Genomic DNA, 15,021 nt, shown 5'->3' with positions numbered 1-15,021 from the left:
ACTTTTCGCTGAAAAGGGTATCATATTAGCACAAGCCCATCTCACTATCATTAAGGAGTTACTCAATTATGAAGCTAGTTACAGCAAGGCTGATTGCTATTTTGCTGCTTGTCATTCCAGGCATACTTGCCTGTATCGGATTTTTAAAAATGAAAAATGCCGTCTACAACTACTTTGTCTCCTTCGGCTATGATGACATGCAGCCTAACTTTGAATGGCTGCCCTTCCTGCTGGGCCTGCTGCTGTTTGCCATTGGTGTCGGCTTTATCGGAGGCTGGACTTTTTTCCGCGACCGCAAGCGCAATTATGTCGCTCCTCGTTTCCGTCCGAAGCGTCCCAAGCCGCCAAAGCCAACCGCTTAGTCACTTATTCGCTCACATGATCGCTGCCTTGCATCAAGCTCCTGCCGAAATGCCACACTTCATTTAAGTGGCTCGTGGGGGCTTTTTCTTTTTTTAGAGTATCGGGATCTTCCATGCCACAATATGTAAACTCGAATGAAAAAAGCATCTGGATTGTAAAAATCTATAATAATTTTTCTTTTTGCTGAAACGTATATTATTTTTGTTTCCATTATTTCCGATATAACCATTAGGCAATCATCATAATGAATAAAAGGGGGAGCTTGCCATTTCTGCTATATCATCTGCCTCATCAGCAGTACGCTCAACGTCTGCTGCTGCTTCGAGGGAAGGCGCCGTATCCGCTTCGCCACGCGAAAAAGAAATTCAGGCGCTCATGAAGCAAAAAACTAGATTAAACGAAGAAATGCAATCCGTCAAAACGAATGAAAAGCTCGACACAAAGACAAAAATGGAACGTGTCAAAGCATTAACTGCTTCTATTTCTCAAATAGACGCCCAAATCTCACAGATTCGCTCAGAAGAAATTCAGGAAAAGACCAAGATCGGTGCCTCAAAGGACGATCAGCCTAAACAAAACAACTCGGACAATCCCGAGAAAAATTTGGACAAGGCTGTTAAAAACAGCATGACCTATGATAATCTCGGCAAGCTCGCCGGCGTTCGGGAGAAGTTGCAAGGCTCCAACGTCACCATGGAAAGCGGCATCCGGTTCGATCGTATGGTCATTGAATCAAACCCTTACACTGACGCTGGGAAATACGCAATGCTGGAAAATGCCGAGCAAACCGTCTTCAAGCTGAAGCGTGAAATGATGGCGAAAACAACCAGCCAAATTCATGCGGTCGATCAAAAAATGGGCGAGCTTGTCAATGACATCAACACTACGGATGACAGCTCTTCAGAAAGTGATGAGAAAGCCGCTCGCGGCAAAGTACTCACAGGTGAAGTCGCAAATAGTGACAAGGTAAGAGAACGCAACAACAGGCAGACAGAGGAAGAGCCTGAGGCTTCTGTTCAGAAACCGAACGTACAGTCAGCGGCAGCAGCGCAATCCATTGACATTCGGATATAACAATGTAGACGCAACTAAATTCCATGATATTAATGGATCATTCCGCTTCTTTATTGGTTCACTGTAACCAATAAAGAAGCGTTTTTTTGGATAGGATCATTTCCCCCTCGATTTGTAACGCTTTGCGTTTCTCCATTGGATAGCGCCGTGCATTCACGGAATACAAAATGCTTACATCCCAAACATTTATTTGTATCCAGATGGAGCAAGGCATAGCCAACTGCTACACCAGTATGATTAAAGAAGTGATGAGTACCCATGCGCTCATATAAACCTGTTTTTTTCATCATCTGCAGTGGCTGTGGTTGGGCTCCTGACAGCAGCACGATTCCCCCGGATTTCTGGAATGCCTTGACTAACGTAGTCAAATTGGCTGCTCCTGTCGTATCCATAAAAGGCACCTTCCCAAGGCGCAGCAGCAAAATTTCAGACCTCTGTTTAGCCGTATCCTTCATAACCTGTTCAAACTTATTCATCGCCCCAAAAAACAGAGGCCCGTCAATCGTATATATACTAATCTGAGGACAATCATGTCCCTCGTATACCATATTTGCTCTGACTTTTTCATGTTTATGATTTGGATCTGGCAGCACCTTCTCGACCGTTAAAGATTGGCTCATCCGTTTCACAAATAAAAGCAGTGCCATTAATAATCCAACTTCTACTGCCGTTGTTAGATTCGTAAATACCGTAAGAATAAAAGTGATGACAAGTAAAAGGGAATCACTCGTTTTCGTCTTTAAAACATGGATAAATGCGCTTCGTTCACTCATATTCCATGCAACTACCATTAAGATGGGAGCCATGCTGGCAAGTGGGATATGGGACGCATAAGGCGCAAACAGTATAAGCACCAGCAGGACGACGATGCTGTGAATGATGCCGGAAATGGGCGAGGCTGCTCCGCTCTTAATATTAGCAGCTGTGCGTGCAATCGCTCCCGTTGCCGGTATTCCACCAAACAGCGGAGTGATCATATTGGAGATCCCCTGTCCAATAAGCTCGCGGTTGCTGTTGTGGCGATTGCCAGTCATGCCGTCAGCTACAACAGCGGACAGCAGCGATTCAATCCCACCCAACATGGCAATAATAAAAGCAGGCTTAAGCAAATTCACTATCCGCTCCCAAGTCATGTCGGGTATGCGAAAGTCAGGCAGTGTGCTCGGAATCGTTCCATAAGCAGAACCAATAGTTGCAACCTCTCCGTTAAAAAATAAAGCTGCGACGACGCTCGATACAACGAGCCCCAGCAATGCCCCAGGCAGCTTAGGCACAAATTTCGGTGCCAGCAGAATAATCACCAAACAAATACCAGCCGTCAGCAGACTGTAGCTATTTAAACTCGAAGCATGAAACCCAATCTCTTTCATATTAGACAAAAAATCTTCATGCCTTTCGATCCCTTTCAAACCTAAAAAGTTAGCGATTTGCCCACTGAAGATGATGACGGCAATTCCTGCGGTAAACCCAATTGTAACAGGCCGAGGTATAAATGCAATCAACGAGCCCAGCTTAAAAAGACCCATCACAACAAGCATAAATCCCGCCAGGAAACCAGCAAGCAATAAATTTTCATAGCCATATTGCAGTACAATAGCGAAAAGAATAGGAATAAAAGCACCCGTAGGGCCACCAATCTGAAATTTTGAACCTCCGAAAGTCGAGATAAGAATGCCCGCTATTATGGTCGTATAGAGGCCATATTCAGGCCTGACGCCTGAAGCAATAGCAAACGCCATTCCGAGTGGAATGGCGATAATACCGACAATGAGGCCCGAAACCATATCCTTGCGAAGCGCAGATAATTGATATCCATCAAATCTCCCTCTTCCCTTCATTCGCCATAACCTTCTTTTCTTCATATATTTGATTATTTGAATATAAGGAAAAGATACTCCTACGCTTCCTTTATGTCAAACACAATATTCAGTCGAGTTTTCGAATAAGTCCTTATAAAAAGCAAAAAAACAAGGTTTTCCTAAATCTTGCTCACGGATTCCCTTGTTTTTTCAATTATGGCTCTTTACGTATATCTTCCAGTAGGGTAATGGCATCAACGAGATGATTGTCAAAAATCTGTTTCGTTACCGACAATAAGTCCTTAATTAATGGATCACGCAAGGAATAAATGACGGAGGTGCCTTCTTTCACACTGTGGACAACGTTTTTATTGCGTAAAACAGCCAACTGCTGCGATACGGCTGAACCTTCCGATCCTAAAATGCTTTGCAGCTCGTTTACGTTCTTCTCCCCTTCGCTTAACACTTCAAGAATGCGAATCCGCATGGGATGGGCCAATGCCTTATAAAAATCGGCTTTAAACTGTTGAATGTGCTGATTCATAAACGTTAAACTTCCCCTTACTATTAAACTTTTGAATATATGAATATCATAGCACACATCCGGAAATGATTGAAAACGATCCGTACGCTTGTTGATTAATTTCTTAACGGGTATAATACTCCTTATATTCATACTTTTGAATATTTGATTTTAAATTCATTCACAAGAAAGGTAAGGATGCGAATGCCCGGATTTACAATTGATCATCCATCAAGAGAAAATTCGCTAATCCTTGATGAAAAACCGCATGAAATTAGCAAGCAAGTGGTCATTGACCTTGGAATGGCCTCTCTGCAATCTATAGGATCAGAGCATATTTGCAAAGTTTGCATTTCAAATAGCGGTTCGTGCTGCAGTGGCTGCCGCCATCTTTCAGATCGGGTTGGCTGCCAGAGTCGCAATACAAGCTGTACCGCATGGTTATGCGGGTTTATTAAATACGTCCTTTATGAAACGGGATATTTGCAGCAATGGAACGATTTTTGGGAGCAAGTGCCTGGACAGGACTTCCGCGTAGATTTCACGCCAGATTCGTTTTACATCCAAAAATCTTTAAATATTCCAAACATGCGGAGCTTAAGCGAAGCACTTGCTGCTGATTTGCAGGAACTGGCCCAAACGCATATCGCGATCGGTTTTATTTTAACACTTAGAGAGAAGCTGGATAAAAATATAGATCAATTCATGTTTTATCATGATGATACTGGAAAACAAGCCCGTATTAAAAAACGGATCCAATTTTTATCACTACCGTTTGAACGCTTCCATCTCGCATTAGACGATTTTATGAATAAGATAGATTATCATGCTAAGTGAAAAAAATCCAACTTTGAAAGTGACAAGCACGCGGAATGCTCATTATACTAGTTAAGCAAATTGAATTTCACTTAGAAGGGAGCAGCTCATGCAGGGTTCTACTAATACTTGTTTGTTGCAGGGCAACCTGCGTTCTATTCGAACCTGCATGGGCTTTTTCCCGCTATTAAACTCTGTAACAATAATTATTCAATTTGTGAATCAACCCCAATCATAATCCATTACTTTATTAAACTTTCCCGATTTACTATCTCTTTCATAGGCAGAAAATGGTTCGTCATCTACAAATGCTAAAAAAGAATCGTCAATATTAAGCGCCGCTCCAAGAGATACAACTTGGTAATTTTCCAGATTTCCATTGTATCCTTCAGGCTCATAGCCGCTAAAAAAGATCCACCCTAAATGATTCTCTTCATTCGGTTCATCTTTCAACATGAGATTGAAGCTTCTCTTTTCTAGAGCATCTCGGGTCATTACGATTTTTGTATCCATATAATAATGCCATTTGCTCGCTTCTGGGTCTTCCAGCTTCGTATCGCATATATGCTCATAAGTAAATTGAATTTCTTGCCCATAGCTCAGTTCAGTTATGTAAGATGGTATATTTCTGAGCAAGCCCTTGAAGTTGTCCTCATTTCGCTCCACAATTTCAACCCACATTCTTTCGCCAATAAATTGCTCGTGCTCCTCATCGGACAAAAAGATCAACTTCACAAATTCCCCAACCTGCAGCAGCTTTAACATTTGAGGGCTAGGCAAATAAAAAGTGTAAGGTGCTTCTTTGTTACGATCATATATGCTGTCCAGCGTCCAAGTCATGAATACCCTCCTTTGGTTCATTCGTAGTATTTAGCAGCCATTAGAATGGAAGCGAAAAGCTGCCAGGATGCATCTGCCGGTGCTTCTTTGTTTTGATTTTGATAAAACCCATCCATATCCTGCATCCAGCTTTCAATTGCATCAAAATAATCGGTTAATGCTCTATTCTCCCACTCTTCCGGTTTATGAGCGAGATTGTCTCTGAGTAAAGAAACAAATTGGATAAAATCCTCTTTTGTCTTTATATGATCTATCAAATCGTTTGGCCTCACCATTACAGCACAACCTCTCGCAGGCACAATTGTCCTAAATGTCCGCAATGTCATTATAACAATGGATGAATTGTACGACCACTAGCAAGATGGTTTTGAAAAATATAATACCGTTTGTTATTGGAATTTTAAAATCCAATAACAAATGGTATTGGCATGCTCAATTCGCAGCTTATCTGCCACCCTCGCAATGAGCTCGCTATTTGGTGCGTTCTATAAATTGTTATATTGCGGAAGCTCAAAATTCGTTAACCCTTCGTATAACGCTTTCTGTACCGAATACTTACGTGCTAGCTTATACGGTATCGAGTAATCCCCGAACATGCTCTCCAACACTATGTCATAATTGATGCGTTCCGCTTCTTCTCTTCTCCACGAAATGGACACACCCTCATTTTCTCCGCCAGCCACATCGTTGATGAGCACGTTTACGGTTATCTCGTATACTTCCGGATTCTCAAACAGAATCTTAGAGTACGCGACTAACGATCCACCTGCTTTCTTGACAAAATCTTTTTCATCCGCAAATATTCCCGGATTAACCGTAATCGCTAGGTATTCACCTTTATCATCGAAACTAGACACGAATTTACGGAAAGTCTCGTCCTCTACTGGAATAGCAAATGCAGCTCCTACGTTGCTCTTTAGTGCCTGTTTGACATTTCCCTCTGACACTTCAGCGGTCGCCCAATCAAATGGAGCAGCGGATGGACCCGCGCTTGGTGACGGCTCCGGAGGCTCCTCTGCTGACGGACTAGAAGACGGAAACATGTCTGATGCCTGCATAGAACTGGTACTCCCTTCTACCGGAACGTCTTTTTCGCTTGAGCATCCTGTTGTTAACATCGTAATTATAGTGAACCCTAGAAGAGCGATATTTACCTTTTTGATTGCTTAAACCCCCTACGACTTTCTTTTTAGCTAATACGTGTGTCGTAGATATATGTAACGAAATATGAAAAGAAAACGGCCACATTACGGGATAAATCCCGTAAGTGACCGCTGTTAGCGTCAGTATCTATTTATCGTGGAATCTACGTCTACGTTAACTATTCGGAACTGTGTGAGTTTATCGCAATCTTAACGAGATTGTTTATTGGAATAATCAAGCGGTACCGGCCGGAAATTCACCGATTCAGCAACCGATTGAGAGGCGAAAACCCAGCAACAACGTAGGTTTAAGACACCTTATGCTCAATCCGCAGTTTATCAGCAACCATCGCGATAAATTCCGAGTTCGTCGGCTTGGATTTGCTGATATTGATCGTGTAGCCAAACAAGTGCGAAATGCTGTCGATGTTGCCGCGCGTCCAAGCGACTTCGATAGCATGGCGAATCGCTCGTTCGACGCGGGATGGTGTCGTTTTGAATTTTTCGGCGATTGCTGGATATAACGTTTTTGTAATCGCACCCAAAATTTCGATATTGTTATACACCATTGTGATCGCTTCGCGTAAATACTGGTAGCCTTTAATATGAGCAGGCACACCGATTTCATGAATGATGCTTGTAATATTGGCATCCAGATTTTTGCCTTTAGCAAGCGGCACGACATTCGATTTCACTGTTGATGAATTCGAATTGTAAGAAGAAGATGCCGAGTATGAAGAATTTCCAAACAGCTGGCGAATCCGGTTAGCCAATATATCCATATCAAAAGGCTTGAGAATATAATAAGAAGCACCCAATTGAACTGCTTTTTGTGTGATATTTTCTTGACCGAAAGCGGTCAACATAATGATTTTAGGCATTGGAGAAATGTTCATTTCCCGCAAGCGCTCCAAAACGCCAAGTCCGTCCAAATGAGGCATAATAATATCAAGAATGAGTACATCCGGCATTTTTCGGGATTCTTCCAAGTGCCTCAGCACTTCTTCACCGTTATACGCTACGCCGCTCACATTCATATCACTTTGATCGGATATGTATTCCGATAACAAATTTGTAAATTCTCTGTTGTCATCTGCCAATAATACATCAATTTTTTGCAAGATATTATCCTCCCTCAAATGATAATCCAATTTTCACTCTTGAACCTTCCCCTAGTTGTCTTGTGTAACATTTTCGACACGTCGATATAAATTCCTTCTGTCGAAAATTATTTTTCTTTATTTTTTTTCGCAATACCGTTATACTGATTATTTATTTACAATTAGCGCTTCGTTTCGCTGAGTTTCGACAAAAGAAGGCCTTCCACAAAAATAAAACAACCGCCTGCAGCTTATAAGCTCCCTGCCGCTGGCGGTTGTTTTTATGCTGCTGTTTGACTGCCCTGCTGCAATGTAGATTTCAATAACACCCCTGCATCTTGAAGCATCCATTCAATAAAACATCCATAACCCGATGTGGGATCATTTACAAAAACATGGGTCACCGCACCAACCAGCTTGCCATTTTGAATAATTGGGCTGCCTGACATACCCTGTACTATGCCGCCCGTTTTATCAAGCAAACGCTTGTCCGTTATTTTGATAACCATTCCTTTAGTTGCCGGACTGTTCTGCTTCATAACATGGGAAATTTCAATATCAAATTTCTCAACCTTTTGCCCGTTTACTACGGTATAAATTTGAGCAGGACCTTCAGCTACCTCCTCAGCAAAAGCAACCGGCACAGCACTGCTGTTGTAGCTATGGGTAGGGTTTTCATTCATTTTTCCGAAAATGCCAAATGGTGTATTTCGTTCCACGTTGCCCAGCACTTTACTTTCCTTCACAAAATGGGCCCTTTTTTCGCCCGGTTCGCCATTTTGGCTTTTGTTAATCGACGTTACACTGGATTGAAGAATTTGACCATCGCCAACTTCAATAGCTGTTTGCGTGTCCATATCAGTAATGACATGTCCAAGTGCTCCGTAAACGCCCTGATCAGGAGCATAAAACGTCAGTGTGCCTACACCAGCAGCAGAGTCGCGTATATAAAGCCCTAGCCGCCACGTTCGATCCTCAGCATCATAAGAAGGATTCAAAACGGTTTTGCTTAATTGCCCGCTACGCTTATATACAATATCAAGCGCTTTCTTGTTGTTGCCGGCCTGACCAACGAGCTCTGCTACTTTCCTCACTTCGGTAACCTTTTGCCCATTGATCTTGACAATCAAATCCCCAAGACGCAATCCTGCAAGCTCACCTGGAGACTGTTTACTGCCATTCTGACTAGTCACTTGATGATGACCGACGACTAAAATCCCCGCTGACTTCACCTTAACCCCAATGGTTTGACCACCAGGAATGACCTTTAAATCAGGCACAACATTGACTTTCACCGTCTTGAAAGGAATTTTACCGAATAATTTCACTTTCATCCTCGTCTCGCCGCTTTGCTGCGAATGCAAGGATAGCGGTTCGTTCAAATTGACTGATAAAGACCGGGTCGATGAGCCATTCACTTGAAGCATACGCGGGTCCACCGTAACTTGAGCATGAACAGGAACTCCATATTGTAATCGTTTCGATTGGCCTGTGAACAAACGCAGTTCATTCGGAATTGAGGCTAAGTGCTGAAACGGTGTGGAGAAGCCTACCATGCAAATCAAAATCACGAGAACCAGACCGAACCATCTCTTCCTCTTGCTGGAGTTCAATGATTTCACGCTCCCTGTAATTCCATCGCATGACGATAAAGGTTTAATCGCCATTGGCGTACCTTTAACTTACCCCGCCCCCACCGTTTTATGACCACAAAAAACTTCCCTGAATGCCCTCCATTAGGCTCCTTTCTGTCGCAATGCCAAATCAAGCATTTCTTGTGCATGATGTCTCGTTTTCTCGGTGACTTCGACACCACCCAGCATACGCGCCAGCTCCTCTATCCGGGTACTGCTCATAATTTCTTTAATGGAGGTCGCTGTACGCTGATTAACAACTTGCTTGCGGATCTCATAATGGTGATCGGCCATACAAGCTACTTGCGGTAAATGCGTAATAGAGAAAATTTGGCAGCGACGCGATAGTTGGGAAAGCTTCTCTGCAATTGATTGTGCCGCACGTCCGCTTACACCGGTATCTACTTCGTCAAAAATGAGTACTGGTATTTGATCATGCTCAGCAAATATCGCTTTCAGGGCAAGCATAACGCGCGACATCTCGCCGCCTGAAGCAATTTTATTCAATGGTTTAAGCGGCTCTCCAGGGTTGGGAGCCAGCATAAACACTGCTTCGTCACAGCCATTGCTATTAAGCACTACAGCTGATTCCTTTTGATCATGCTGCTTGATTCTATCCATCTGAACAGAAAAAATCGTATTAGGCATTTGTAATTGACGCAGCTCACGTTCAATGGACTCCGCCAAACGTGTTGAAGCATGATTGCGCAGCTTCGACAGCTCCTCAGCAAGTTCAAGTGCCGATTTATACAGCGTTGCTTCGCTAGTACGCAGCTTTTCTAAATAGTCATCGCGGTTTTCGATCTTGTCGCGCTCCACGACGATGCTTTTATAATAAACGAGTATATCCTCAATGCTCTCGCCATATTTGCGTTTCAAACCATGAATGAGGTCTAGACGATCTTCGATAGTCGCAAGCTGCTCCGGATCTGATTCAATGGTATCTCTGTAATCTCTAAGTTGAAAAGCAGCATCCTCAGCTTGATAATAAGCCGATTGGAGCTGTTCAAGCAACGGCCCGACAATATTAGGATCATACGTCTGAATATCCGATAGCTTAATAATCGCTTTATTCAAAGCATCCAAGCCAGCATCGCCATACAATAAAGAATAAGCTTCTGTTACATTATCCATCCGTTTGCTGGCGTATTGCAGCTTGCGTTTCTCTTCTGCCAAGCTTTCGTCTTCTCCAACTTTCAGCTGGGCATTGGAAATTTCTTCGATTTGAAAACGGTACAAGTCCAGCATTTGCACATTATGGCGTGCTGAATCTTCAAGCTCTCGCAGCGCCGCTCTTGCCTGCTGCAGCTCTTTATATACCGCTTTATAAGTCTGCTTGCGCTCAATCAATAAATCACCTGCGAACATGTCAAGCCACTCCAGATGCCTCTCTGTACGCAGCAAAGATTGATGCTCATGCTGACCATGAATATTAACTAAGCATTCTCCAATTTCACGAAGCATCGTCATGGTGACCAGCTGTCCATTCACTCGGCTGCTGCTTTTGCCTTGGGAGGTGAGTTCACGACGAATGACGAGCATCTCGTCATGTGATGCCTCTACTCCTAGTCTCTCCAGCACATGCCATACAGGATGCATCCGCGGCAAATCAAACATCGCATCCATTTCCGCCTTCTGACAGCCATACCTGACCATATCTGCGGAGCCCCGTCCTCCAACAATTAAGCTAAGTGCGTCAATAATGATGGATTTACCCGCTCCCGTCTCCCCCGTCAAAACATGAAAGCCATGGTGGAACGAAACCGTCACCTGCTCAACTACAGCTAAATTTCGAATGGACAGCTCTCGCAACATAAACTGATGCCTCCTAAAATTGGTGTGTTAGTTCAATAGCTCCAGCAGCCTCTCTACAACTTCATTGCTCTGAGCTTTCGTGCGGCAAATAATCAAAATCGTATCGTCTCCGCAAATGGTTCCCATTACTTCCTGCCACTCCATATTGTCCAGCAGCGCGCAAATCGTATTGGCTGTGCCCGGCAAACACTTCATTACGACCAAATTGTCTGTGAAATCGATGTTTACGAAGTGATCGAGCAGTGCCCGCTTGAGCTTATGAATCGGATTGATCCGTTGTTTCTCCTGCGGCAACGAATATCTGTATCTGCCATCCTCTGCTGGAACCTTAATGAGCATAAGCTCCTTAATATCACGTGATACTGTAGCTTGCGTTACCTGCAATCCGGTATTGCGCAGTGCTTCAACTAGCTCCTCCTGCGTCTCCACAACCTGATTCGTAATAATTTCCTTAATTTTAAATTGACGTATTCCTTTCATAAATAAAGCGCCTCCCAAACATGCTATTCTACAACTGAAAAACAACTTTTCTAATGGAGCGTTCCTTCACATTAATAAACAGGATGCCCTGGCATTTCGGCAGCAACAGCGCGTACACAAGCAGCCTGTCCCTTATTCCGCTTCCCGTCCAATCCATCGGCATACGATCCCTTGCAGTCTTCACGATGTATAACTCTCCGTCAAGTTCTGCAATATAATCAATATACAAGCGGCTGTCCAGCTCTTGACCATCCAAGTCAATCTGAACGGGGATCCGGTGCTTGCCTGAAACGACGTGATATCCACTCTGCTCAAGAAACAGAACGTTCTCATCATTCGGATCAAGCGGAACACCTTTACCGAGCTTCAAGCGGTTAAAGGAGGCTGGCTCATGCAGCCAGCGATGAAACAATCGAAACAACCACAGGATTAACAAGGCGGAGGCAACTAGCATAATTAACCAGTCACCGTATTTGTCCATATGCAACCCTCCATCCAAAACATCCTTATATGTATTGGTTCGTGATGGACGAGGCATATTCCTGTCAATGTTTATAAAGCGAACGCATGTTTGGTTGAGTCCAGTGTATCAAAAAAGACCCAACTCTGTAAAGTAAAAAATAGGGGAACGCCTGATCGCCTTAGCGATGCAGGCATTCCCCTCGCAGCTTGTTACTGTTTTTCGGCGGAAAAGGTACCGCTCGCCTGCTTGACGAGCTCCATAATTGCCGCATCATCGGGAACCTGCTGATTAGGCTGGTTATCCCAAATCCAGTAAGCTAAAAATTCAATATTGCCCTCTCCGCCTGTAATAGGTGAAAAGGATAGATCGCGCAGCGTATAACCCATCTCAGCAGCAGCCTGCGTTACATTACGCAGTACCTCTGCATGTACCTTAGAGTCCCTTATCACGCCAGATTTCCCTACTTTATCGCGCCCTGCCTCAAATTGCGGCTTGATTAACGCCATCACGCCTGAGCCTGGATCAATTAATCCAGCAAGCGCAGGCAAAATGAGCTTCAAAGAGATAAAAGATACATCAATAGTGGCAAATGTAGGCTTGGGCCCTAGCAGCTCTTCAGGCTTTATATAACGGAAGTTAACACGCTCCATGACGTTCACACGTGGATCTTGGCGCAGCGACCAATCCAGCTGATTATAGCCCACGTCAATGGCGTAAACGTATTCCGCTCCATTTTGCAAAGCACAATCCGTAAAACCGCCAGTAGAAGCTCCAATATCCAGCATCGTACGTCCAGCGAGATCCAGCTCAAAGGCGCGAATGGCCTTCTCCAGCTTTAGGCCCCCACGACTCACATAGGCATGAATAGCGCCTTTTACTTTTATATCCGCCGTGCGGGCTACTTTCATTCCGCTCTTATCGATCGGTTCGTTGTCCACCAGAACAAGGCCTGCCATTAGCGCTTTCTTCGCCTTCTCCCTGCTTTCATAAAAACCACGCTCGACGAGCAGCACATCTATTCGTTCTTTAGGTGTCGTCATTCTTTTACCTAGCCTTCTAATGCTGTCCGGTTACGCGCATTTTACTGCGAGGATGCATATTTTTGAGCTCAGCCGCTATCCGTTCGCCCGTCAGGCCCACTTCAGCTCGCTGCTCTTTAATGGAACCATGTTCAATAAATTGGTCTGGAATACCGACAATGCGGATTGGCAGGCCATAAATGCCGCGCAGTGAATAAAACTCAAGAATCGCACTGCCTAGACCGCCAAGTTCTGCTCCTTCTTCCAGCACAATGATGTTTTTGCCTTCATTCGCAAGAGACAACAGCATTTGCTCATCCATAGGCTTAATAAAGCGAGCATTTATAATACGGACATTCATGCCATCACGCTTCAGCAGATCAGCCGCTTCTTCCGCCACTTGCAGCATGGGTCCGATAGCAATAATAACTGCCGAATCACCTTCGCGCACAGTTTCCCATGAACCGATTGGCAGCGGCAGCAGCTCAGCATCAATGGTTACGCCAAGACCGTTGATCCGCGGATAACGGACCGCAATCGGACCCTCATTATAATCAACCGCCGTCTTCATCATCCGGCGCAGCTCATTTTCATCCTTTGGCATCATAATGACGAGATTTGGCACATGACGCAAAAATGGAATATCATACACACCATGATGGGTTTCCCCATCGGGACCAACAAAGCCAGCACGGTCGATAGCAAAAATAACATTCAGGTTTTGGCGGCAAATATCATGCACAACCTGATCATACGCTCTTTGAAGAAACGTGGAATAAACGGCAAATACCGGCTTCATTCCTTCAATTGCCAGTGCCGCAGACATCGTCGCCGCATGCTGCTCAGCAATGCCAACATCGATCATGCGCCCTGGAAAACGAGCTGCGAATTCCATTAGCCCTGATCCGCCCGGCATAGCAGGCGTAACGGCAATAATGCGCTCATCCTTCTCGGCCAGCTCAATTAGTACATCGCCAAATACCTGCGTATACATTGGCGAGCCGACGGCCTTGACAACCTGACCCGACTCGATCTTGTAAGGAGAGATGCCATGCCATTTGTGTGAATCTGCTTCCGCTGGCGAGTAGCCTTTGCCTTTAACCGTCACCACATGCACAAGAACAGGTCCTGGCACGGAGTCTGCCTGGCGGAAAATATCCAAAAGCTGCTCCATATCATGCCCGTCTACTGGTCCCAAATAAGTGAGACCAAATTGCTCAAAAAGTATACCGGTTACAAGCAAATATTTCAGGCTGTCTTTAAACTTTTCCGCCGTCTTGGCCAGCTTGCCGCCGACAGCAGGAATTTTATTCAAGAAATGCTGCAGTTCTTCCTTCGCCTTCTGATAATGGCGATCAGAACGGATTTTCCCTAGATATTGATGCATCGCACCGACATTCGGCGCAATGGACATCTCATTGTCGTTCAGTACCACAATCATTTTTTTCTTCTCATGACCGATATGATTAAGCGCCTCAAAGGCCATCCCGCCAGTCAAAGCACCGTCGCCAATGACGGCAACAACCCGATTGTCCTCGCCTTTAAAGTCTCGCGCCATCGCCATACCGATTGCTGCAGACAGTGATGTGCTGCTATGTCCAGCTTCCCAAACATCATGCACGCTTTCATCGCGTTTCACAAACCCGCACATGCCTTTATATTGACGCAATGAATCGAAGCGATCCATGCGCCCTGTTAAAATTTTATGCACATAAGATTGATGACCTACATCAAATACAAATTTATCCTTTGGGCTGTCAAATAAATAATGAAGAACGAGCGTCAGCTCCACAACTCCTAGATTGGAAGCAAGGTGACCACCCGTAACGGAAAGCTTCTCAATGAGAAACTGGCGCACTTCACCTGCAAGCTGCTCCAGCTCTTTCTTGGAAAACCCTTTTAAATCCTGAGGACCGTTTATATGTTCAAGCAGCACAGTACTTCCTCGCTTTC

General features: G+C 44.4%; 15 protein-coding genes. 3 read left to right on the top strand and 12 right to left on the bottom strand.

Annotated features, from left to right (window positions below):
- Window positions 1-68 precede the first annotated feature (68 nt).
- The gene (locus AC50YG_RS00490) at window positions 69-362 is read left to right on the top strand and encodes a DUF2627 family protein (protein WP_338551817.1); all 294 of its coding nucleotides are present in this window, start codon (window positions 69-71) and stop codon (window positions 360-362) included.
- Between the two features lie 268 nt (window positions 363-630).
- Window positions 631-1,437 (top strand): FlxA-like family protein, encoded by an 807-nt coding sequence (locus AC50YG_RS00485; RefSeq protein WP_494825242.1) that lies wholly within the window; start codon window positions 631-633, stop codon window positions 1,435-1,437.
- Between the two features lie 50 nt (window positions 1,438-1,487).
- On the opposite strand, the gene AC50YG_RS00480 is transcribed toward AC50YG_RS00485, so the two are convergent.
- Both AC50YG_RS00480 and AC50YG_RS00475 read right to left on the bottom strand, forming a co-directional pair.
- On the bottom strand, window positions 1,488-3,275 hold the full coding sequence (locus AC50YG_RS00480; RefSeq protein WP_494823986.1) for a SulP family inorganic anion transporter: 1,788 nt from the start codon (window positions 3,273-3,275) through the stop codon (window positions 1,488-1,490).
- A 175-nt stretch (window positions 3,276-3,450) separates the two neighbouring features.
- Window positions 3,451-3,780 (bottom strand): ArsR/SmtB family transcription factor, encoded by a 330-nt coding sequence (locus AC50YG_RS00475; protein ID WP_338551820.1) that lies wholly within the window; start codon window positions 3,778-3,780, stop codon window positions 3,451-3,453.
- A gap of 183 nt (window positions 3,781-3,963) precedes the next feature.
- Here AC50YG_RS00475 and AC50YG_RS00470 point away from each other — a divergent pair, with 183 nt between their 5' ends.
- Window positions 3,964-4,596 carry a hypothetical protein gene (locus AC50YG_RS00470; RefSeq protein ID WP_494823984.1) on the top strand — a complete coding sequence of 211 codons (633 nt, stop codon included), beginning with the start codon at window positions 3,964-3,966 and terminating at the stop codon, window positions 4,594-4,596.
- A gap of 201 nt (window positions 4,597-4,797) precedes the next feature.
- Here the strand turns inward: AC50YG_RS00470 and AC50YG_RS00465 are convergent, their stop codons facing one another.
- The 10 genes from AC50YG_RS00465 to dxs all read right to left on the bottom strand — a co-directional run bounded on the left by AC50YG_RS00465 (window position 4,798) and on the right by dxs (window position 15,004).
- Complete coding sequence (locus tag AC50YG_RS00465; RefSeq protein ID WP_494823982.1) at window positions 4,798-5,415, bottom strand: immunity protein Imm33 domain-containing protein; 618 nt, start codon at window positions 5,413-5,415, stop codon at window positions 4,798-4,800.
- 17 nt (window positions 5,416-5,432) lie between these two features.
- On the bottom strand, window positions 5,433-5,690 hold the full coding sequence (locus tag AC50YG_RS00460) for a DUF7660 family protein (RefSeq protein ID WP_473757611.1): 258 nt from the start codon (window positions 5,688-5,690) through the stop codon (window positions 5,433-5,435).
- Between the two features lie 210 nt (window positions 5,691-5,900).
- On the bottom strand, window positions 5,901-6,473 hold the full coding sequence (locus AC50YG_RS00455) for a hypothetical protein (RefSeq protein WP_494823980.1): 573 nt from the start codon (window positions 6,471-6,473) through the stop codon (window positions 5,901-5,903).
- 392 nt (window positions 6,474-6,865) lie between these two features.
- On the bottom strand, window positions 6,866-7,678 hold the full coding sequence (gene spo0A / locus AC50YG_RS00450; RefSeq protein WP_341278250.1) for a sporulation transcription factor Spo0A: 813 nt from the start codon (window positions 7,676-7,678) through the stop codon (window positions 6,866-6,868).
- A gap of 260 nt (window positions 7,679-7,938) precedes the next feature.
- On the bottom strand, window positions 7,939-9,270 hold the full coding sequence (gene spoIVB, locus AC50YG_RS00445) for a SpoIVB peptidase (protein ID WP_473757614.1): 1,332 nt from the start codon (window positions 9,268-9,270) through the stop codon (window positions 7,939-7,941).
- 123 nt (window positions 9,271-9,393) lie between these two features.
- The gene (recN, locus tag AC50YG_RS00440) at window positions 9,394-11,106 is read right to left on the bottom strand and encodes a DNA repair protein RecN (RefSeq protein ID WP_494823979.1); all 1,713 of its coding nucleotides are present in this window, start codon (window positions 11,104-11,106) and stop codon (window positions 9,394-9,396) included.
- A 27-nt stretch (window positions 11,107-11,133) separates the two neighbouring features.
- Window positions 11,134-11,586 carry a transcriptional regulator AhrC/ArgR gene (gene ahrC, locus AC50YG_RS00435; RefSeq protein ID WP_046231955.1) on the bottom strand — a complete coding sequence of 151 codons (453 nt, stop codon included), beginning with the start codon at window positions 11,584-11,586 and terminating at the stop codon, window positions 11,134-11,136.
- Between the two features lie 28 nt (window positions 11,587-11,614).
- Window positions 11,615-12,067 (bottom strand): hypothetical protein, encoded by a 453-nt coding sequence (locus AC50YG_RS00430; RefSeq protein ID WP_473757616.1) that lies wholly within the window; start codon window positions 12,065-12,067, stop codon window positions 11,615-11,617.
- A 191-nt stretch (window positions 12,068-12,258) separates the two neighbouring features.
- Window positions 12,259-13,089, bottom strand: coding sequence for a TlyA family RNA methyltransferase (locus AC50YG_RS00425; RefSeq protein ID WP_473757617.1), 831 nt, complete (start codon window positions 13,087-13,089; stop codon window positions 12,259-12,261).
- Window positions 13,090-13,105: 16 nt separating this feature from the next.
- A complete protein-coding gene (gene dxs, locus AC50YG_RS00420) occupies window positions 13,106-15,004 on the bottom strand; it encodes a 1-deoxy-D-xylulose-5-phosphate synthase (protein ID WP_473757618.1) in 1,899 nt (632 codons plus the stop codon).
- Window positions 15,005-15,021: the final 17 nt, after the last annotated feature.

It is taken from the genome of Paenibacillus sp. J31R34, from assembly GCF_059383715.1.
This window is presented reverse-complemented; position numbering and strand designations above follow the sequence as displayed.

Excerpts from the sequence above, each read along its gene's own strand:
- AC50YG_RS00490 (WP_338551817.1), top strand. The coding sequence starts at position 69 with ATGAAGCTAGTTACAGCAAGGCTGATTGCTATTTTGCTGCTTGTCATT.
- AC50YG_RS00480 (WP_494823986.1), bottom strand. The coding sequence starts at position 3,275 with ATGAAGGGAAGAGGGAGATTTGATGGATATCAATTATCTGCGCTTCGC.
- AC50YG_RS00475 (WP_338551820.1), bottom strand. The coding sequence starts at position 3,780 with ATGAATCAGCACATTCAACAGTTTAAAGCCGATTTTTATAAGGCATTG.
- AC50YG_RS00470 (WP_494823984.1), top strand. The coding sequence starts at position 3,964 with ATGCCCGGATTTACAATTGATCATCCATCAAGAGAAAATTCGCTAATC.
- AC50YG_RS00465 (WP_494823982.1), bottom strand. The coding sequence starts at position 5,415 with ATGACTTGGACGCTGGACAGCATATATGATCGTAACAAAGAAGCACCT.
- AC50YG_RS00460 (WP_473757611.1), bottom strand. The coding sequence starts at position 5,690 with ATGGTGAGGCCAAACGATTTGATAGATCATATAAAGACAAAAGAGGAT.
- AC50YG_RS00455 (WP_494823980.1), bottom strand. The coding sequence starts at position 6,473 with ATGCAGGCATCAGACATGTTTCCGTCTTCTAGTCCGTCAGCAGAGGAG.
- recN (WP_494823979.1), bottom strand. The coding sequence starts at position 11,106 with ATGTTGCGAGAGCTGTCCATTCGAAATTTAGCTGTAGTTGAGCAGGTG.
- ahrC (WP_046231955.1), bottom strand. The coding sequence starts at position 11,586 with ATGAAAGGAATACGTCAATTTAAAATTAAGGAAATTATTACGAATCAG.
- AC50YG_RS00430 (WP_473757616.1), bottom strand. The coding sequence starts at position 12,067 with ATGGACAAATACGGTGACTGGTTAATTATGCTAGTTGCCTCCGCCTTG.
- AC50YG_RS00425 (WP_473757617.1), bottom strand. The coding sequence starts at position 13,089 with ATGACGACACCTAAAGAACGAATAGATGTGCTGCTCGTCGAGCGTGGT.